This is a genomic window from Streptomyces anthophorae (assembly GCF_049310305.1).
GTDB lineage: Bacteria > Actinomycetota > Actinomycetes > Streptomycetales > Streptomycetaceae > Streptomyces.
In genome coordinates this window covers 9,360,635-9,378,844 of the sequence record NZ_JBLWQQ010000001.1, presented here as the reverse complement: position 1 = coordinate 9,378,844, position 18,210 = coordinate 9,360,635, and the positions used below count along the sequence as shown (strand labels likewise).

20 protein-coding genes are annotated in these 18,210 nt (G+C 72.1%); 10 read left to right on the top strand and 10 right to left on the bottom strand.

Annotated elements, in window-relative coordinates; translation table 11 throughout:
* The 3 genes from ACNYS0_RS42850 to ACNYS0_RS42840 all read left to right on the top strand — a co-directional run.
* A partial coding sequence (locus ACNYS0_RS42850; protein WP_422482386.1) for an alpha-hydroxy-acid oxidizing protein occupies window positions 1-342 on the top strand: 342 nt, incomplete at its 5' end.
* On the top strand, window positions 326-778 hold the full coding sequence (locus ACNYS0_RS42845; protein WP_422482384.1) for a flavin reductase family protein: 453 nt from the start codon (window positions 326-328) through the stop codon (window positions 776-778). The genes ACNYS0_RS42850 and ACNYS0_RS42845, both read left to right, overlap by 17 nt.
* 1,025 nt (window positions 779-1,803) lie before the next feature.
* The gene (locus tag ACNYS0_RS42840) at window positions 1,804-2,091 is read left to right on the top strand and encodes a hypothetical protein (RefSeq protein WP_422482382.1); all 288 of its coding nucleotides are present in this window, start codon (window positions 1,804-1,806) and stop codon (window positions 2,089-2,091) included.
* Between the two features lie 1,118 nt (window positions 2,092-3,209).
* Here ACNYS0_RS42840 and ACNYS0_RS42835 read toward each other — a convergent pair.
* Both ACNYS0_RS42835 and ACNYS0_RS42830 read right to left on the bottom strand, forming a co-directional pair.
* Window positions 3,210-3,596: a hypothetical protein gene (locus ACNYS0_RS42835; protein WP_422482380.1), complete on the bottom strand. Its 387-nt coding sequence runs from the start codon at window positions 3,594-3,596 to the stop codon at window positions 3,210-3,212.
* Between the two features lie 387 nt (window positions 3,597-3,983).
* On the bottom strand, window positions 3,984-4,334 hold the full coding sequence (locus ACNYS0_RS42830) for a hypothetical protein (protein WP_422470501.1): 351 nt from the start codon (window positions 4,332-4,334) through the stop codon (window positions 3,984-3,986).
* A gap of 752 nt (window positions 4,335-5,086) precedes the next feature.
* Between ACNYS0_RS42830 and ACNYS0_RS42825 the strand changes: the two genes are divergently transcribed.
* Both ACNYS0_RS42825 and ACNYS0_RS42820 read left to right on the top strand, forming a co-directional pair.
* Window positions 5,087-5,272, top strand: a complete 186-nt coding sequence (locus ACNYS0_RS42825) for a hypothetical protein (RefSeq protein WP_422470502.1) — start codon at window positions 5,087-5,089, stop codon at window positions 5,270-5,272.
* A 598-nt stretch (window positions 5,273-5,870) separates the two neighbouring features.
* Complete coding sequence (locus ACNYS0_RS42820; RefSeq protein WP_422470503.1) at window positions 5,871-6,626, top strand: alpha/beta hydrolase family protein; 756 nt, start codon at window positions 5,871-5,873, stop codon at window positions 6,624-6,626.
* A gap of 305 nt (window positions 6,627-6,931) precedes the next feature.
* On the opposite strand, the gene ACNYS0_RS42815 is transcribed toward ACNYS0_RS42820, so the two are convergent.
* The 4 genes from ACNYS0_RS42815 to ACNYS0_RS42800 form a co-directional block, all read right to left on the bottom strand.
* Complete coding sequence (locus ACNYS0_RS42815) at window positions 6,932-7,456, bottom strand: hypothetical protein (protein WP_422470504.1); 525 nt, start codon at window positions 7,454-7,456, stop codon at window positions 6,932-6,934.
* Window positions 7,457-7,941: 485 nt separating this feature from the next.
* Window positions 7,942-8,577 (bottom strand): hypothetical protein, encoded by a 636-nt coding sequence (locus tag ACNYS0_RS42810; RefSeq protein WP_422470505.1) that lies wholly within the window; start codon window positions 8,575-8,577, stop codon window positions 7,942-7,944.
* A 138-nt stretch (window positions 8,578-8,715) separates the two neighbouring features.
* A complete protein-coding gene (locus ACNYS0_RS42805; RefSeq protein ID WP_422482917.1) occupies window positions 8,716-9,366 on the bottom strand; it encodes a response regulator in 651 nt (216 codons plus the stop codon).
* A gap of 68 nt (window positions 9,367-9,434) precedes the next feature.
* On the bottom strand, window positions 9,435-10,388 hold the full coding sequence (locus tag ACNYS0_RS42800) for a HAMP domain-containing sensor histidine kinase (protein ID WP_422482377.1): 954 nt from the start codon (window positions 10,386-10,388) through the stop codon (window positions 9,435-9,437).
* 377 nt (window positions 10,389-10,765) lie between these two features.
* Here ACNYS0_RS42800 and ACNYS0_RS42795 point away from each other — a divergent pair, with 377 nt between their 5' ends.
* The 4 genes from ACNYS0_RS42795 to ACNYS0_RS42780 all read left to right on the top strand — a co-directional run bounded on the left by ACNYS0_RS42795 (window position 10,766) and on the right by ACNYS0_RS42780 (window position 13,020).
* Window positions 10,766-11,080, top strand: coding sequence for a TraR/DksA family transcriptional regulator (locus ACNYS0_RS42795; protein ID WP_422482376.1), 315 nt, complete (start codon window positions 10,766-10,768; stop codon window positions 11,078-11,080).
* A gap of 73 nt (window positions 11,081-11,153) precedes the next feature.
* Complete coding sequence (locus ACNYS0_RS42790; protein ID WP_422482373.1) at window positions 11,154-11,528, top strand: TraR/DksA family transcriptional regulator; 375 nt, start codon at window positions 11,154-11,156, stop codon at window positions 11,526-11,528.
* Window positions 11,525-12,325 carry a rod shape-determining protein gene (locus ACNYS0_RS42785; RefSeq protein WP_422482371.1) on the top strand — a complete coding sequence of 267 codons (801 nt, stop codon included), beginning with the start codon at window positions 11,525-11,527 and terminating at the stop codon, window positions 12,323-12,325. The genes ACNYS0_RS42790 and ACNYS0_RS42785 overlap by 4 nt, the downstream gene beginning before the upstream one ends.
* Before the next feature lie 50 nt (window positions 12,326-12,375).
* Window positions 12,376-13,020 carry an Rv1733c family protein gene (locus ACNYS0_RS42780; RefSeq protein ID WP_422482369.1) on the top strand — a complete coding sequence of 215 codons (645 nt, stop codon included), beginning with the start codon at window positions 12,376-12,378 and terminating at the stop codon, window positions 13,018-13,020.
* Window positions 13,021-13,109: 89 nt separating this feature from the next.
* On the opposite strand, the gene ACNYS0_RS42775 is transcribed toward ACNYS0_RS42780, so the two are convergent.
* Window positions 13,110-14,195 carry an LmeA family phospholipid-binding protein gene (locus ACNYS0_RS42775; protein WP_422482367.1) on the bottom strand — a complete coding sequence of 362 codons (1,086 nt, stop codon included), beginning with the start codon at window positions 14,193-14,195 and terminating at the stop codon, window positions 13,110-13,112.
* A gap of 308 nt (window positions 14,196-14,503) precedes the next feature.
* On the opposite strand from ACNYS0_RS42775, the gene ACNYS0_RS42770 reads away from it, so the two are divergent.
* Complete coding sequence (locus ACNYS0_RS42770) at window positions 14,504-14,818, top strand: hypothetical protein (RefSeq protein ID WP_422482365.1); 315 nt, start codon at window positions 14,504-14,506, stop codon at window positions 14,816-14,818.
* Window positions 14,819-14,833: 15 nt separating this feature from the next.
* Here ACNYS0_RS42770 and ACNYS0_RS42765 read toward each other — a convergent pair whose 3' ends face one another.
* From ACNYS0_RS42765 to ACNYS0_RS42755, 3 genes are all read right to left on the bottom strand, one after another.
* On the bottom strand, window positions 14,834-16,303 hold the full coding sequence (locus ACNYS0_RS42765) for an MFS transporter (protein ID WP_422482363.1): 1,470 nt from the start codon (window positions 16,301-16,303) through the stop codon (window positions 14,834-14,836).
* A 197-nt stretch (window positions 16,304-16,500) separates the two neighbouring features.
* Entirely contained in the window at window positions 16,501-16,962 is a 462-nt protein-coding gene (locus tag ACNYS0_RS42760) for a hypothetical protein (RefSeq protein ID WP_422482361.1), read from the bottom strand.
* Between the two features lie 104 nt (window positions 16,963-17,066).
* Complete coding sequence (locus ACNYS0_RS42755; RefSeq protein WP_422482359.1) at window positions 17,067-18,170, bottom strand: DUF4037 domain-containing protein; 1,104 nt, start codon at window positions 18,168-18,170, stop codon at window positions 17,067-17,069.
* Window positions 18,171-18,210 lie beyond the last annotated feature (40 nt).

The following is an 18,210-nucleotide window of genomic DNA, read 5'->3' as shown; positions in this document are numbered from 1 at the left end:
GACGCGGCGAAGGCACTCGCGCTGGGGGCGACCGCGGTCGGGGTCGGACGGCCGTACGCCTACGCCCTCGCGGCCGGGGGCACGGACGGTGTGGTGGCACAGCTGCGGGCGCTCCTCGCCGAGCTGGATCTCCTGATGGCCATCGACGGCTTCCCGACCCTGGCCGACCTGCGGGCAGCGGGCACCGTCCGGTACGGGCCTGAACTCCTGCGCGCAAACGGGACACCAAGATCGTCACACGGACCGGGAGAGGTACTCATGACCACGCAACAGCTGCCGTCGTTCCGGGAAGTCCTGGGCCACTTCGCCTCCGGGGGTGACCGTGGTGACCGGCATCCATGACAACGAGCCGGTGGGCTTCACCTGCCAGTCGTTCTCCTCGCTGTCCCTGGAACCGCCACAGATCGTCATCCTGCCGGGACGGACGTCCACCACCTGGCCGCGCATCGCGGCCGGCGGCCGATTCTGTGTCAACATCCTCGCCGACCACCAAAGCGACATCAGCACGACCTTCGCGACGCCGGGCATCGACAAATTCGCCGACGTCGCATGGACCCCCTCCCCCTCGGGCCTGCCCCGACTCGACGAGACCTGCGCATGGCTCGAGTGCACGGTCGCGGCGGTCCACCCCGGCGGGGACCACCTGATCGCCGTGGGCACGGTCCATGATCGCGGGACCACGCCGCACACCCGTCCCCTGCTGTTCCACCGCGGCCTCTACGCGGGCATGACCGGACTCCAGCCCCGGCCGGCCCTGCCGCACAGAAGGTCCGCGTGAACCCGGACAGGCGCCGGCTCCCCGGCAGGTCGGTGGCCGTGACGGCAGGAGCAGCGACACCGGCCGTGTTCCACGGGGGCACCCGCGCCGACGCCGGGACCGGTCACGAGCACACCATGCGACTGGCCATCGAACAGGCCAGGAAAGAACCCCAGGCGGCCCTTCGGTGCCGTCATCACCGCCACCCGCACCGGCGACGCCCTGGCAAGCAGCGCCAACGACACGGCGGGCGCCCCCTGCTGCACGGCGAAGTGGCCGCCCATGAACGACCTGCGTACGCCGCCATGGCCACCAGGGGCGGGCCACCACCCTCTACACCACGGGGGAACCCTGCCCGATGCCCAGGAGCACGACGGCCCGGTGCCCGGGCGAACCCGAGACGCGCCGTCCGGACAAGCCCGGTCGACGAAATCCGCCGTACCGGAATCCCACCGTGAGACCTCACCGCACAACACGTGGCTGCCTCCGCGAAGTCCTGCTACGCCCCGCAACTGCCCCTGGGAGGCGTACTGGAACAGCACACGAACCGCCTGTTCCAAGAGGCCCGACGCCCTGCGGAGCCGACCGCCCCCGCAGCACGGCCGGACCACGACGGCACCAGCCACGGCCGTACGACACCCCCTCCCGGACCAGCTCCGCAACAAGGGAGTTGAGAGCACGAGGTTCGACACCGTCAACGTCGGCGTGTTCCTGGGCCTGGACGCCGGCAAGACCACCCACCAAGGCGACGCGCTGCGCCGGCACTCGGGCCAGAACACACACCTGCGCCGCACTCGCCACCAACGGTGAGGACCCCGCGGCGCTACGGCCCGGGAACCGGCGGGCCGGCGGGCGGCCACGACGGCTTCCCGAACCGGGCGTCCACCAGCCCGGGCCGGTGGACGCCCGGCCGACGAGCAGCTGCCGCCTGACGTCGATTGCACACGGACCCCGCCCCCGCCCCGCCCGGGCGGGGCGCGGTGGAGTGGGGTGGGGTGGGGGGTGGGGTGGGGGTGGGGGTGGGGGTGGGGTGGGGGTGCGGTGCGGTGGCGGCGCGATGGGGTGGCGGCGCGGACGAAGAGCCGTCCTCACGCCCCCGGGCCGCTCCCGGTCAGGGCTTCGCGCACCCGCCGGAACGCTTCTTGCGGGCCAGGACGCGCAGGCCCACGCCGGTGGCGACAAGGAGCGCGGCGAGCGCGGCGAGGATGCCGCCCCGGGACTCCTGGCCCGTCTCGGCGAGCTGCGGCCCGCGCGGGGACGGGGCGGCCGGCGCCGTCGGCGGTGCCGTGACCGCCGGCGCAGAGGAGGAGGGCGCGGCGGGCGGCGTCGACTGACCGGCCGGCGGACCCGTCGTGCTCGCACTCGGGGTCGGGGTCGGGGGTTGGAGTCGAGGGCGTGGTCGTGGGAGGTGTCGTCGACCCGCTCGGGGTCGGGGAGGGCGTGGGCCGGTGCTCCCACCACCGACGACGGCGTGGGCGCGGCAGGAGTGGGGGCTTCCTCCTCGCCGTAGCCGGAGGACTCCTCCCCCGAACCGGAGCCGTACCCGTGGCCGTGGTCCTCGTCGCCGTACCCGGCCGCGGGCGCCGGGGTGTCCGCGGTCCCGTACCCGCCCTCGCCGTCCAGTGCGTCGGCCGGGACCTTCTCTTCGCTGACGGCGCCCGATGGCCCGGCATCGGCGGCCAGCGCCGAAGCCGGGGCCGCGGCACAGCCGATCGCGGCGGCCGTCACGGCCCCCACCACCACCCTGCGCACGCCGGCCGGCAGGCCCCCACGACTAAAATACGTGTAGTTTTCGTGCATAACGGTGATAATCGGGCGGCAGCCTGGCACAGACAAGGCAACGCGCCGTCCGGGCACCTGCCCCGCAGGACAGTCGTGACGCAAAACCCGACAGCGCCCCCACCACCGCCCGTCGACCGCGATCCGGTGGGACGAGGTCCGCTGCACGAAGAACCCGCAGCACCGCCCGACAGACCCCCGCACCTGACGGGGCGGCTTGTCCACGAGAACGGGGTCCGGCCTGCTCCCCGTGGTGGCGCACACCGCGTGCCGCCGACCTCCGGCCGACGGCTGGTGATTTCACCCGGAACACCCGGAAGACACCGGCGGCGAGAGGGCCGGCCAGGGAGGCGCCGCCGACGACATCGACGTAGGCCGCAGCTCCCAGAGGTACTGCTCCCGTCAGCAGCGGGCGGCCCTGTCGTGGCACTCGCCGCGGCCGGGCCGGCATCCAGGCGCAGGCCCGCGGGGATGCCCGCGGGTGTCCGGCACTCCCCCGCTCCCTCGCCTCGCACTGCCGGCCGACGGCATCAGCGGCACGGGACGCGGCCGGGAAGGAAACCCTCCGGCCAGGCAGAGCCCAGCGGGAAACCGGAAGCCGGAAGCCGGAAGCCGGGGTCGAGTGGCGGGATCCCGGGGTGCGTGGCGGGGTTCGACGGAATGTTCCCGCAGGTCAGCCCGTGTGAGGCAGGACCACGATCTGCACGTCGTCCTCGTAGATCACGCGCCCCGGGTCGGTCGACTTCACCGCGCGGCAGTCCACGCCGTGCGCTGACAGGATCTCCAGATACCCCGCCACCCGCTCGATGAGATGGGACGCCGAGGGCTTGAACCAGGCCGCGGCCCCGGGATGGACCGCCGGGTCGTACACACTCGGGTCCACCGTCGACGGGTCCGGATAGGCGGCGTCGTACCACGCATTGTTCTCGCTTCGGAACCGATCCTGCTCCGCCGTCAGCCGCCCGGTGCGGGCAAGGTTGTTGACCAGCCCGAACACACCCTTGAACTGGCCCCGCTCATCGGACACGGCCGACTGGAACCGCACATACTCGATGGACATCACCCGATCCTGCCACGCGCGTGCCGGCGCCGGGAGGGGGGTTCTCCAGGCCGTGCCGAAGCCATGCCAGAGCGGGCGGGGCCACGGGACGGCAGCCGCCAGGAAGCCGCTGCGGAAGGGCCGTTGGGGCGCTCCCCCGTGATTCGGAGTGATTCGGACGCCAACCCCCGCCAGATCACCGGCACGGCTTGCGAGGGCAACGACGCTTCAGGCGGCGGACCTCCTCCCCGACGGCTCGGAGCCCGGGCACATCGGGACACCCCGAAACCCGGACCGCGCGAACGACACCGTCACCGCACTGAAGCCGGCGACCGACACCGGCCCCGCGGCCGTCACGGCAGACGCCCGGGCACCACGGCCGAACCGGGGGGCTGCAGGCCCGTGCGGCTACCAGTTCATGTGGCGGGGCATACGGCACTTCCCGGCGAAGTCCGTCGAGGGGCAGTCGTCGTCGCCGATCGCGATGACGAGCGCCGCGCACAGCGCCAGCACGACGAGGACGACCACCAGGCCGGTACGGGTGAGCAGGAACCGGCCGAGGCGGGTCCCGGTGCGGCCGGGGCGCCGGCCGCGCGGCACCGTGGCCCGGCGCAGGTTCCAGACCGCGCAGACGGCCACGGTGACGGCCCCGAAGGCGGCCGACACCCCGCCGTCACGGAAGAGGCCCTGGGCGACGTAGGCGACCATGCCGCCGAGGAACAGCGCGTACATGACCCGGACGAGCACCTTATTGATCACCCTCGTCCCCCCGGGGTATCGGCGTGCCACTGCCACCGGCCGAAGCGGGGGCGCCGCAGGGCGGCCCTCACCGCCGTACCGCCCGGACTGCCCCGTGGCCGGCGGTGAGGCCCAGGGCGCCGCAGACGACGATCGCGACAACCCTCGCCAGGGCCCGCCTCTCCATCCCCGCCCCTCGCCTTCGTCGTCCGGCCGGGCGGTGCGGCGGTCCCACCACCGGTACAGCAAGGCTGTCGATGTGCCCAGGGGACGCTGGGCGGCGAGCCGGCCGCGGAGGAAACTGATCACGGGAGTTCGTTACGGGTCTCACACCCGCCCAAGGGGGGCGAGGAGTCCGGACAGCTCCCGGCCCGGACTCCTCCCCGTACCGACTCGACGCCGCCCTCCCCGCGAACCCGCCGCCCCACGGTCCGCCGCGCCATGCCGCCGGCCGCGCGCGAGAGGGCGCAAGCCAGCCCGGCCCGCCCTGCCGCCGATCCACACGCCGCAAACCACCCCCTGCCCAGCTTCCGCCCGGGGCGAGCGCGGAGGCGCCGAGAGCTCCCGGCTTCCGCCCACGGGCCCGCACCCGCAAGCCGCGCAGCCCCCGGCCGTGGGGTTCTGAGGGCGCCCCAGCCGTGTCGTCACCGGCCGCCCCGGCCCGCCCCGGTTCAATGACCGTGCCAAAACCACTGACCGGCGACGTGCCCGCCCCGCACCACTGCCCGTCACCGGACCGGAGACACGGGGCGAGCAGAGACAGGAGAACCCCCATGCGCATCCGCACCCTGTTCGTGTCCACCCTGCTGGCGGCCTGCGCCGTCCTCGGCGGCGCCGGTATGGCCGCAGCCGACGACGACGGCCCCCAGGAACTCACCCCCAGAGAGCAGGCCGGCCTGGAAGCCGCGACGTCGATCGTCGACGCCCTGCTCGGCGGGGGCGTACCGATCACCCGGTAACACCATGGGGAGCCCGGAGCCCGGAGCCGTCACCGACCTGTCTCCACGCACTACCCCAGGGGGCAGGGGCTGGCGGCGGGGTGTCAGGAGCAGGGCCGCAGGCCCAGGGCCGGTGGAACATCTTCCAGTTGTCGCGGGCATGGAGGGCGAGTTCGTCATGTCCTGGCCGTACGTGACGTTCGCGTCGGGGGGCCACGTCGCCCGGGCCGCGGCCCGGCACGGACAGCAAGACCTGCCGCTCGTCGACGCCGTCGCCGGCGTCGACGAGGAGGAGGTCCAGGTCCGGGCGCGTGCGGGCGGCGAGACGGGTCGCGGTCTGCTCACTGTCCCACGGGCGTCCCCCTCACTCCCCCGCGTCACACCATCCGTGAGGAGATACAGCGGAGCCACCTCCAGCGGAGCCACCTCCAGCGAAGCCCTCGGGCCGGTGCGCACCGGCGGAGACTGCCGGGCTCCGAGCGGATCCGGTCTGTCGAAAGTGGTGATCCGTACATGGCATGCTGCTCACCGGCCCGCGCGTGGCACCGGCCGGTGCCACGCGCGGCCACCCGTCCCCTGATCAGTTCCTGCCTAGGTGAGCACCACAGTGAAAGAAAAAGTGAGATTCCCCAGCGTCGTCGGCCCCGAACTGGCCGGGGTGATCGACCTGCCGGACGGCGAGGTTCGCGGCTGGGGGCTCTTCGCACACGGCTTCACCCTCGGCAAGGACTCACCGGCCGCCTCCCGCGTCAGCAAGCAGCTGGCCAAAGAGGGCATCGGCACACTCCGCTTCGACAACCTCGGCATCGGCGACTCCGACGGCGACTGGGGGGATGGCTCCTTCACCGTCAAAGTCCAGGACACCATCCGCGCCGCCGCCTTCATGGCCGACCGCGGCACCCCCGTCGACCTCCTCGTCGGGCACTCCTGGGGCGGCGCCGCCGCCCTCGCCGCCGCCCGCGAGATCCCCGGCCTGCGCGCGCTGGCCACCATCGCCGCACCCGTCGACCCCAGCCACGTCGAGCGCCAGTACGACTCGGTGCTGGACCGCGTCCTCAGCGACGGCTCCCACCAGTGGTTCGTCGGCGGGCGCACCCTCGTCCTCAAACGCGCCTTCGTCGAGGACGTCCGCAAGGCCCACCTGCGCGAGACGATCGGCGAGCTCGACCTTCCCCTCCTGGTCGCGCACTCCCCCACCGACTCCACCGTCGGCATCGACAACGCCGCAGAAATCTTCCAGGAAGCCCGCCACCCCCGCAGCTTCATCTCCCTCGAAGGCGCGGACCACCTGCTGACCGCGCGGGGACAGGCGCAGCGCGCCGCACACATCATCAGCGCCTGGGCCGACCAGTACCTCGACGAACCACGCCCCTGACCTCACGGTCCCGCGCCGTTGTGTGAACGTCTGCACTGGTGCAGAGCACCGGCCGGCCCCCGCGAGAAGGTGAAGGTGGGCGGGCACCACCGTCATGCGAGGTGAGCGGGACCGTGCGCCGCCATACCGGCCCCCGCCGGCCCCGCCACCGCCGTCGGGTGCGGCGCGGCGACGGCCCGCCACCACTTGCGACCGGGCTGCGCATCGCCTTCGTGGGCAGGACCACCATCGCCGCCCGTGACAAGCAGACGGCCGCGGTCTCGTTGTCACGGGTGGCTTCCTGCGACCTGCCCGGTGGTTTCGGGCTAGCCGCCGGGAAGGGGGTCGGGGTAGCGCTTGAGGACCTGGGCCGGCTGGTCTTCGTCGGTGGGCCAGAGCACCACGTGGTAGCGGTCCTCGCCGTCCAAGGCGTCCTCGGAGAGGGTGTTCAGGCCGTGGGAGCAGATACGCACGGCATAGTTCCCGGGGGCCAGGGGGATGCGGGGGATCTCGTCGCGGGTGTCCTGCATGGAGACCAGCAGGCGCCCGGAGGGCAGCGCGAGACGGGCCTGGGTGACGTGGTCGGCCCGCTCCAGTTCACTGTCGCCGGCCGGGGGCGTGCGGCGCACATCCACGGTGACCGGCACGGTGAAGGGGCGGGCGGCCCCGATCGCGACGACGCCGGGCGCCGTGTTGATCCAGTTGCCGGCCAGGGCGTCGAACCAGGCGTGTCCGGGCTCGCCCAGGCGGGCGTCGTCGTCCTGGAGCAGCAGGGTGGAGTAGTCGGCGAGAACGGTGAGTTCGTGGCGGGAGAGCAGGCCGGGGTCGCCGGGCGGCGCGGTGGCGGTCATCTGGACGTGGGCTCCCTCGGGCAGTGAACGGTCCGGGCCAGCGAGCCGCGAATGCGCCCCCACGCACCCACCGCCCTACCCGACGACCCGCACACAGCTGCCACCGCACCGCGACGCCACTGCAACCCCACGCTATCCCGCCCCTGTTGAGCAACCCACAACAGCCACACCCGAACACTCCACAAGCGCCTCACTGCCCGCACAGACACCCTGACAAAGCCCCCCCCAACCCCTGGAACCCCCAGCAGCAACACACGGCGAACCGACCCCGGGACCGAAAGCCGGGCCACACCCGCCGGCACCGGACGCCGCCTGCCCGCCCGCCCAGCCGGCAGCCCCCGCCGGAACACCCCCTCACGCACCGATGAACACACCGATCCGCACGGACGCACCCAAGAAAGAGGCCGGCCCCCGAACAGGGCCGGCCCCTCCCCATCACCTCGAGACGCCTCAAACGCCTCAGACGCCTCAGACGCCTCAGACGCCTACAGCGACGGCAGCGTCTGCGCCGGATCCACACCCGGCAGCGTCGGCAGCTTCGGCAGACCCTCCAGATCCGGCGCCGGCAGATCGCCACCCAGCACGATCGCGACCACCACGTTCACCGTCCCGGTCAACGTCGCCTGCAGCGCGGCGGCGGTCGCCTTCGCGTCCCCGGCGGCGGAGGCCTTCACCAGGGCGTCCACCTTGGTCTGCAGATCCGCCGCCGCCTTCGCCACCAGCTCCGGACCGGGCGCCTGCGCACGCGCCTTGCCGGTCGAAGCCTTCGCCCCGGCCACCAGAGAGTCCAGCGCCTTCTTCACCTCGGCCGCATGCTTGGCCGCCTCCTCCTTGGGCAACTTGCCATCCGGCGCCTTCAGCACACCCGCGACCAGACCGGTCACCGGCTCCACGACCGCACCCGCCCCCGCCAGCGCCGCATTCTGCTTGGCCAGCGCCTCAGCACCCGGCACAGGCGCAACCGACACACCCACCCCACCACGAGCCGGCCCCTCCGCGACCACAGCAAACGCCGGGCCCGCCAAACCCAACGCGAGCACACCGCACAACGCGCCCGACACAAGCACGCCAGCATTCCGGGAAATACGCATGAACCCATCCTCTTCACGGTCGACGAGCACTACACCACGCCCACCCTGCAAGCACCACACACCCCCCGCAACCCGAACAACACACACAGCCACCACCACACCCACCCAAACCAACCACCACCCGACACACACCACCCGACACACCACACCAACCAGCCGACCCACCGATCACGGCTCAATCAACCCCGCCCGGATCGCATACCGCGTCAGTTCCAGCCGGTCGTGCAGGCCGAGTTTGTTCAGGAGGTTGGCACGGTGGCGGTGCACCGTCTTGATGCTGATGAAGAGGAGTTCGGCGATCGACTTCGAGGAATGGCCCTCCGCCACCAGCTTGAGGACCTCCTCCTCACGCGGGGTCAGAAGATCGGCGGAGGCCTCCTCGCCATGCCGGACCCGGTCCAGGTAGTTGCGGATGAGTGCCGTGACCGCTCCCGGGTACAGGAACGGTTCATCACGCATCGCCGCCCGGCAGGCCGCGACGAGGTCCCGGTCGGCGACCGACTTCAGGACGTAGCCGCACGCCCCCGACTTCAGCGCCTGGAAGAGGTACTGCTCGTTGTCGTGCATCGTCAGCATCAGGATTCGCAACCCCGGGTGCCGCGCGGCCAGTTCACGGGCCGCCTGCAGGCCGGTCAGCCGGGGCATCGTGATGTCCAGGACCGCGAGATCCACGCCGTGGGTCCGCGCCATCTCGATGGCCTCCGCCCCGTCGCCCGCCTCCGCGACCACTTCGAGGTCCGGTTCCCGGTCCAGGATCAGGCGCACCCCGCGACGCACCAGCGCATGGTCGTCGGCCAGCAGAATCCGGATCGGGGACATCGCGGGCGCCGACGGACCGGCGGGCTCGGGACGCTCGGCCGGGGTGGGGCGGGACGGGTCGTGCATGGTCACAGCTGCTTCCTGGGGAGAGGGGCGGTGAGCCGGACACGGGTACCCGCCCCCGGCGTGGACGTGATGTCGAGGTCGGCGCCGATCAGCAGGGCCCGCTCACGCATCCCTCGGACACCGGCGCCCTCGCATGCCGTCTCCGTGCCCCGGCCATCGTCGGTGATGGTGAGTGTCACCGCGTCGCCGCTGTTCTCCAGGGCCACTTCGAGGCGCTCGGCGTCGGCGTGGCGGGCGGCGTTGGTCAGACTCTCCTGCGCCACCCGGTACAACACCAGCTCCGCCCCGTCGTCCAGCGCCGGCAGACCGGCGTCGAACCTGCGCACCACCCGCAGCCCGGTATGAGCCGCGAAATCGTTGACCAGCGAGGAGAGCGCGCTGACCAGGCCGAGGTCGTCCAGGACTCCGGGGCGCAGCCGTCGCACCAGGCGCCGCACCTCGTCCAGGCTCCCCCGGGTGATCTCCTGCGCCTGATGCAGTTCCTCGCGCAGCGCCCCGTCGGCCTCGTCCGCGGCCCGCCCGAGCACCAGCAGGACCGCCGTCATGCTCTGGCCGACCTCATCATGCAGCTCCTGCGCGATCCGGCGCCGCTCCGCCTCCTGCGCCAGCAGAACGCGCGCGCTGCTCGCCGCCCGCTCGCTCTCCAATCGCTCGAGCATCGCGTTGAAACCACGGATCAGTTCGGGGACCTCGCCGCTGCCGGTCGCCGGTAGCCGCTGACCGGGACGCAGCAGGTCAACGGTCGCCATCAGGGCCGTCAGACGGGCCAGCGGCGCCAGACCGAGCCGCAGCAGCGCACCGTTGGTGATCAGCATGACCCCCATGCCCACCACCAGAACGACGGCCTCCGTCAGCAGGATCGGCACCGAGACCGTCACCGGGGCCCACAACAGCAGAGCCGTGGCCGCGCCCAGCACCACCGCGTTCAGCCCGAAGATCCGCCAGAACAGAGACACCGCGCAACCCCTCCCTCAACAACACACCCACCACCCCGTACGACTCCACTGTCGGTCATCGCGTGGCCCGGGCGGAAACCGCGGTCCTGGCCGACGATCGGGCATCATGCCAGCCTCTCCCGGCCCGGCCCCGTACGGCGATGGGGCCCAGGCCCCACATTCCGGGGTGCGCCCTGCCCATTCCCTCCGCGACAGGTGCGCTGCCGGGTGATCGGGCCCCCTCGTCGGGAGGCGGATGGAGCCCGTGTTCCGGGGAAATGGGGCTCGCGCCCGATGGGTTCCGCCCGGCGGCCGGGCCAGGGTGGACGGTGAACGGGCCCCGACGGCCCGGCACGCGGCATACCCGCACATCCCCAGCCCCGAAGGGACCCAACATCGTGTCACTCGACGCATCCCGCACCGAGCGGCCCGCCGCTCACGAATCCCGCCGGCGTCTCGAACACGCCCGCACCGCCAGCCTCGCCCAGCTCCAGGCACTCACCGCCGACGGTCACACCGACGAGCAGCTGATGTCCACGCAGAAGGCCGCGATCGAGCAGGCGTTGCAGGACATCGATGCCGCGCTCGCCCGCATCAAAGACGGCACCTACGGCACCTGCCAGAGCTGCCGCACCCCCGTTCCCGAGGAACGCCTCGAGATCCTCCCCTACACCCGGTACTGCGTCACCTGCCGACGCCGCGCCACCATCTGACCCGCCGTATCTCCTCTCCGTCAGCCCCTGCTTCCGCCGCCCATGTCCCTCCCGCCCTGCCCCAAGGGGTGAAGTGGTGAACCACCAGACCGTCAGCGACCACAGCGCGCAGTTGTCACTCCAGGACCTCGCAGCTCTGCGGGACGACCTCGACGAACAGCGGCGCTTCCGTGAGGACCAACTGCGCCGGCTCGCCGAGGCAGCCGCCTCCCGTACCGGTCGGTCCCTCCAGCAGCACTCCCCCGCCCACTCGCAGGTCGACCAGGCGCTCGCGGCCTGCGCCCGCATGGTCCTCACCGACGTGGAGGCGGCCCTCGACCGCATCGCCGAGGGCGGCTACGGGCGCTGCCACCGCTGCCGTCGCACCATCGACCGCGACCGTCTCATGATCGTGCCGCAGGCCCGCTACTGCGCCCGCTGCCCCCACACGCCGGAGACCGGCCCATGATCCTGCTCCGTCACCGGTCCCGGTCCCGGCGTCTTCAGCACCCCGGTGTCGCCCTCGACATGGGCAGCGCACGCACCCGCGCCTGGATCGCCGGGCGGGGACTGATCCTCGACGTGCCGACCGTGACCTTCCCAGGCGCCGGGGCCATCCATCCCATTCAGCGCGGCACGATCATCGATGCGCCCGGCACGGCACGGATGCTCCAGCGGCTCCTCGCCCACCGGCTGCCCCGCTTGTCCCGGCCGCTGATCGTGGTGGCCGCACCGGTCCTGGACGGGCTCGCCTATCGCTCCCAGGCCCGCACCGCCGTCCAGGCCTTGCGTCCGCGCAGCGTGCTGACCGTCCCCAGCGCCCGTGCGGTCGCCCACGCCGCGGGCGCCGACCTGTCCCGGCCGCTGCTCGTCATCGACATCGGCGCTCATCTCACCGAGGTGACCCTGCTCGCCGACGGCGCCGTGCACGACGCGCGCCGTGCCGCTCTGGGCACCGACGACACCCGCAGCCGGACGACCGGGCCCGAGCGGATCGGCGAGGCGCTCGCCGACATGACCGCCTCGATGCTCCGTCAGGACCGCACCTGCCTGACGGCCGACGCACTGGCCCGGGGCCCTCTGCTGGCCGGCGGCGGTGCCCTCCACCCCGACATCACCTGCCGACTCGCCGACCGGCTGCACGTGCCGCTGCGTCCCGTCCCCGCGCCCCACACCGCCGCCGTCCGCGGAGCGGCTCAACTCCTGAACGCCGTACACACCCACCCCACCACCGCACACACCAATCCGTCGGACCCGCCGCGTTAGTTCGCGCGGTTGCTCCCGTCGCCATCCGCCGCCGGAAAGGAGGCACCCCCATGACCGGTGAGATTCCCCCGGCCCAGCCATCACCCACCGGACCCCACCCCGCACGTCGTCCCCGGATCCGCCTCCACCTGTGGCGGTGGAGACGCTCACCGCTGCGGCGGCCCAGCGACCGTCTGCACGCGTGGATCACCCTCACCCTCGCGCTCGCCGTACTGGTCACGGCACCGGCCGCGATGTTCACCGCCGGAAGCAGTGCTCAACGCCACTATCAAAGCACCGCCCAGCACGAGGCCCTCACCCGCACGCAGCGCCCCGCGACCCTCACCCAGGACGCCCCGCGTCACCCCGAGCCGGGGTCGGACGAGGCGAAGGAGGCCCGCTACCCGGTCCCCGTCCGCTACACCGACGCGCACGGCCACCCACGCACCGGAAAGGCCGAGGTCGCCCCGTCGCTGCCGGCCGGCCGCACCGTCCTGGTCTGGACCGACACCGAGGGCCGGCTCACCCGGCCCCCGCTGAGCACGGACCAGGTCCGCAACCACACGATGGGCTGGGCGCTCCTCGCCTTCTTCGCCGTCCCCCTCACCGGCCTCGCGGTCCACGCCGCGGCCGGTCGCCTCATCCACCGCCACAACCTCGCGCAGTGGGACGCCGCCTGGGCCCGTACGGCACCCCACTGGACCACTCACCCGTGACCCAACGAGCCCGCATGGCCGCGACCCACGACGCCCGGGTGCGGGAGGCACCCGGGCGTCAGCGCCTGAACAGCCGGTGGCAGCGCGTGTCACGTGCCCAACGGCACGTCCTTGCCCGACAGTTGGGCGCGGATGCCGTCCTTCGTGACGGCGACGTCACGCAGCCGCAGGTCGCCCGGCAGATCCTTGGGGAGCTGTGCCGAGAACTCCATCTTCTGTGCGACCTTCGGCTCCTGGAGCTTTTGCAGGCCTTCGATCAGCGACGGATCGATCCCCGCGGGCTTGAGCAGCTCAGGGTGATCGGCCAGCGCGTCCAGGGCGCCGCCCTTCACGAGCCTGTCCGGCCGGAGCGGCTGACCCGTGGCCTGTTCGGTCTCACGCCGGTCCATCTTGCTGATCACGGGAGCCGTCAGCTGCAGGCCACCGCCCTTGCCCGGCGTATAGGTGAGCAGTCCCGGCACCACGATCCGGGTGTCCTCCACCGACAGGGCCAGGCCGTGGTCCCCGGTCCGTTCCAGGTGCGCACGGCCCTGGATGCCGGCCTGCTTGCCGCCCACCGGCAGGCCGCCCTTGGCCTGCACGGTGTTCGGCTGCGCGCCGGGGGCCAACTTCACCTGGGAGGCGCCGATTTCACGGTTGAGGTCATCGAAGTCGAGGAGCACGTCGCCGCGCACCTTGCTCAGTACCGCACCCTTCACGGAGGCCGGGACGCTTCCGACGATCCGGATGTCGTCCACGGAACCCTTCACCTGCGCGACCGAGACCGGGCCCGCGGGCACGTGGGGCACATTGACCTCCACATGGTCGATGTTGCCCATGAGGACCTGCCCCAGGAAGGGGAAGCTGTCGATGTGCACCTCGGGTTCGGCGTGCAGCTTCAACCCTTCCTGGACCTTCTTCGCCGCCATGTTCTCGGCGTAGAGCACGGCCCAGCGGTCGCCGAGCGCGAGGAAGCCGAGCACCACGGCCAGGGCGACGACCAGCTTCGCGGTCGTGCGCGCGGGAGAGCGGAGCACCTTGCGCGCCTCGCGTCGACGCGCTTTGCGGGCCTTGCGGTCCAAGGGGGCACCGGAGGAGGCGCCGTGTGTCTCGTCGTACCGGTCCTTGTCGCCGGCAGCGGTGCGGGTGCCCGGGATGCGGGCCGTGGAGTCTTCGGAAGGGCCGTTCTCAATCACCGCCACATACGAACATACGACCCCGCCCGTGCCCAAGTCCCGGCTGCGCCACCGGCACCATGTGTGCAGACGTGCGGGAACGCGTAGGCGTACGCACATCAACTTCCCTCGACGGGCCGACCGTTGGCCATACCTGTCACGGCGGCCGCCACACCATGCGCATCGGTCCGAAGTCCCGTGCCCCACTCGTGAAGATTGCGTATCGACCCCGCGCCCGGCGGGAAGGCGCGCAGTTCACGGTGCTTACCTGCCGGGGTGCGGCCCGCCGCCCGACAGCAGACCGATCGCCAGAAACGGGGAGCAACACCATGGCCAATCTCCACCTGAAGACGCTCAAGTGTGTCGAGACCGAGGACTGGCTCGGCGACGACGACCCCCGGCTCGCCGTGAACGGCGAGAACGTCCCGCTGCCGCGCATGAGCGGTGGCACGAAGTACGCGATCGACACGTACCACGCCTTCGACGGTGACGTCACCATCGCGCTTCACGAAGCCGACGGCCTCCCCGGCGACCGCAGTGACTTCCTGGGCTCGCACACGCTGTCCGAGGAAGGCAGCGGCATCCTGAACTTCACCAAGGACGGCGCCAACTACCAGCTCTCGTACACCCTCACCCGGTCCTGACGCCTCCGGCCCGCTTCACACGCGGGTCTCCTCCACCGCTGTGGGCGCGACGAGGCGGCGGCCGCGCTGTGCCCGGTGTCCGGTGTCCGTGAGCAGTCGGCCGTTGGTCTCCGGGGCCCAGGCGTACGCGGTCACACCTCCGACGAGGGAGACCACGCCCATGCCGGCCATGCACCAGCCCAGGCCGAGGTGTTCCAGGCCGAGGGGCAGGAGGAAGGTGCCGATGGCCGCGCCGATCCTGCTCGCGGCGGAGGCGAGGCCCACGCCCGAGGTGCGGATCGCGGTGGGGAAGACCTCTTCGGGGTACACGCCCGGCAGGATGCTCATGATCCCGTACGAGAAGAGGTACCCGAAGAAGCAGGCGGTGCCCGCCCACACCGGCAGCCGGTGGCCGAGGGCGACCAGGAAGAGGGCGAGCGCACAGCCGAACATCGGCCAGATCAGGATGTTGCGGCGGCCCACCTTGTCGACCAGGTACCAGCCGGTGACGGCCCCGACGAGCGCGATGACCGTGCCGAGCAGTGCTCCGGCCAGCGCCGATTCACCCATGCCGATCGCGGTGAGGACGGTCGGCTGGAAGAACGTCAGGGCGAAGTACGGCAGCACGATGCATATCCAGAACGTGCACACGAAGACGGTGCGCAGGATGTAGTCCGGGGAGAAGAGCATCGAGTAGCGGGTGTCCTCGGCCTGCTCGGCGTGGATGTCGGCCGTGTCGGCGTCCATCCCGTGCGGACCCGCCGTGTGGGGCTCCTGGCCAGGGGCGTTCGTGGCGGCGGCGGAGGGAGGGGTGCCGAAGGACTGGGTCAGGACCTCGAGTGCCTCTTCGCGGCGGCCCTTCGACATCAGCCAGCGCGGGGACTCCGGCAGTCCGTGCCGCAGCATCAGGCAGATCACCGCGGGGACGGCGCTCGCGGCGAGCGTGATGTTCCAGGCGGACGGCCAGTGGGTGTTGATCAGGTAGCCGATGAGGTAGGCCACCACGTAGCCGACGTTCCACAGGATCTCGAGGACGCCGAGATAGTTGCCGCGCCGTGCGCGGGGCGCGAATTCGGCGAGCAGCGGGGAGCCGATCGAGTAGTCGGCGCCCACCGCGAGGCCCATCACCAGGCCCAGGACCATGACCTGCCAGGGGGCGGTCACGAACAGCATGAGCACGGCGCTGGCGAGGAACACCGACAGGTCGATGGTGAACATCGGGCGGCGGCCGACCCGGTCGGTCAGGTAGCCGAGGAAGAGGCCGCCGAAGAAGGTGCCGACGAGTGTCGACGACGAGATGAGGGTGGCCCAGGTGAGGGTGACGCCGATCTCGCGGGACATCGCGCTGCCGGCCAGCGCGGAGGCGACGGAGGCGAATACGAACCCGTCGATGAACATGCCTCCGCCGGTGGCCGCGGTCAGCCGCCACAGGAAGCGGCGGGGGTCACGGCGGCCGCCTCGGGGGCGGGGCAACTGCTCGGCTGTGTGCGCGGCTTGGGACGTCAAGGCGACGTGGGTCCTTCCCTGTGCGGTCGCCGGGTCTGACCGGCCACCCATTTATGTGTAGGACGCACGTGCCCGGAAGCGGCGGGGGCATTCCTGGGCTTCACGGGATCTCCCCCGGGCGGTCGTCAACGCCTCCAGCGGAGCGGGGGCACATACGGGCGAACCCGCGCAGAGTCACCCGTGACGCGGTCGTCGCCTCAGCCGGCGTCCGTCAGTTCCAGCGCCAGGCGCGCGGCCACCGAGTCCGCGAGGGCCGTCGCGGCGTCCTCTCCGAGCCGCGCCGCGTGTGCGTGGGTGCGTACGAGGTGGCGTACGGCGTCGAGTTGGGTCGCGGACAGGCAGCGGAGCTCGGCAGGGCGCTTGGGCGGGCGGCGGAACAGATGGCTCAGGAGTGACTTGCGGCGAGCGGCGCGGCCGTCGGCGGCAGGGCAGGTGGTGCCGCGGGCCGCCTCGTCCAGGGCCAGCCACACCACCGGGGTGACGGGCGCGGTGACGTCGACGTGGCCGCATTCGAGCGGTTCCGCGTCCTCGAGGCTCCGCGCGAACAGGCGGGTGACCCGGCCTTCGTCCAGGTTCGCCAGTTTGTCCAGCAGCAGGACCTCGTCCGGCGCCACCTCGGCGACCACGTCCCGCACCACGTCACGCACCCTCGCGCTCACGACGGCCCTCCCCGTCCGACCACGTGACCATGGTGCCCGGCCACCCCGGGCCGCGTCAGGGCCAGTTCACGCCGCTCCCGTACGGGCCCGGGCCACCGGCGAGTTCACCGGATCGCCCGCACTGCGGCGCGCACCGCGCCGGGCCGGTACAGCAGGTCGGTGCTGTCCGCCCATTGGTCCACGCCTCCCACCAGGGGCCGTTCACGCAGGTCGGGATGTGTGAGGGTGCGGGCCAGCGCCTGGGCGAAGCGTTCGGCGTGCAGCACCAGGAAGGGCCGGGAGTGGTAGGGGCGTCGGGTCGGGTCCAGTGGGGCGGCCAGTCCGGTGGCGTTCTGCAATGCGGCCACGGCCTCGTAGGCGTCGCACATGTGTCTTTCCCTGGTGGGGTGGTCCGGTGCCGTGAGCGCGCCGCGCAGCGACGGGGTCAGCGTCCGCGCCGCCGACAGTCGGCCGAAGGCGCTGCCGAGCCACTTGCCGTACGGGGCGTAGCGTCGGTCCAGGAGCAGGCACAGGCGCATCAGGTCGCGCACGAGGCGGCTTGCGACCAGGGCTGATCCGAGCTCGTCGCCGCTCTCGGCACAGCGTCCCACGAACGCCTCTTCCTGGGAGATGCGCTGCCACTGGCAGGCGAGCAGGTAGCGCCACACCTGGTCCGGGTACCGGGCCAGGGTGCGTCGCAGGGTGGTGAGGGTGCCGAGGTCGTCGCGGAACACGGCACCGGCGGTGGTCTCGAGGAGCCGCTGCTGGGGCATCGCCAGCCACTCGTCCACGCTCGGTTCCGCGTCGGCCGAACGCAGCCCGAGGCGCTCGGCCGCCCAGTCGTCCACCGTGTGCACGTCGACGCGGTGGTTGACAGGGCCGTCGGTGGTCCGCATGTGTCCGACCGGGTCCAGGGGGTCCGCGCTCTCCTGGAAGTGCGTGGGCCAGCCGCGTACGTGCTTGGGCAGTCGCCGCGCGAGAACGTGGTGGATGTGCGCACCGTGCTCGGCCCGGTCCTCGGGGGTCAGGAAGAGTTCGAGCCGTGGGCCCCACTCGTGGTCCGCGGAGCGTGGTGTGTCGAAGCCCAGCACCTCGGAGCCGCTGCCGATGCGGGCCGCCGCGTGGCGCAGCCCGGGGAACGTCTCCCGCAGGATCGGGCGCACCGCCTCCTCGTACAGGGCCCTGGACAGTTCGATGCCGGGGAGGAACCGGGGGTCCGAGTTCGTCATGGCACCACTGTGCTGCACGCCGTTTCGGGCGCGCACGGGG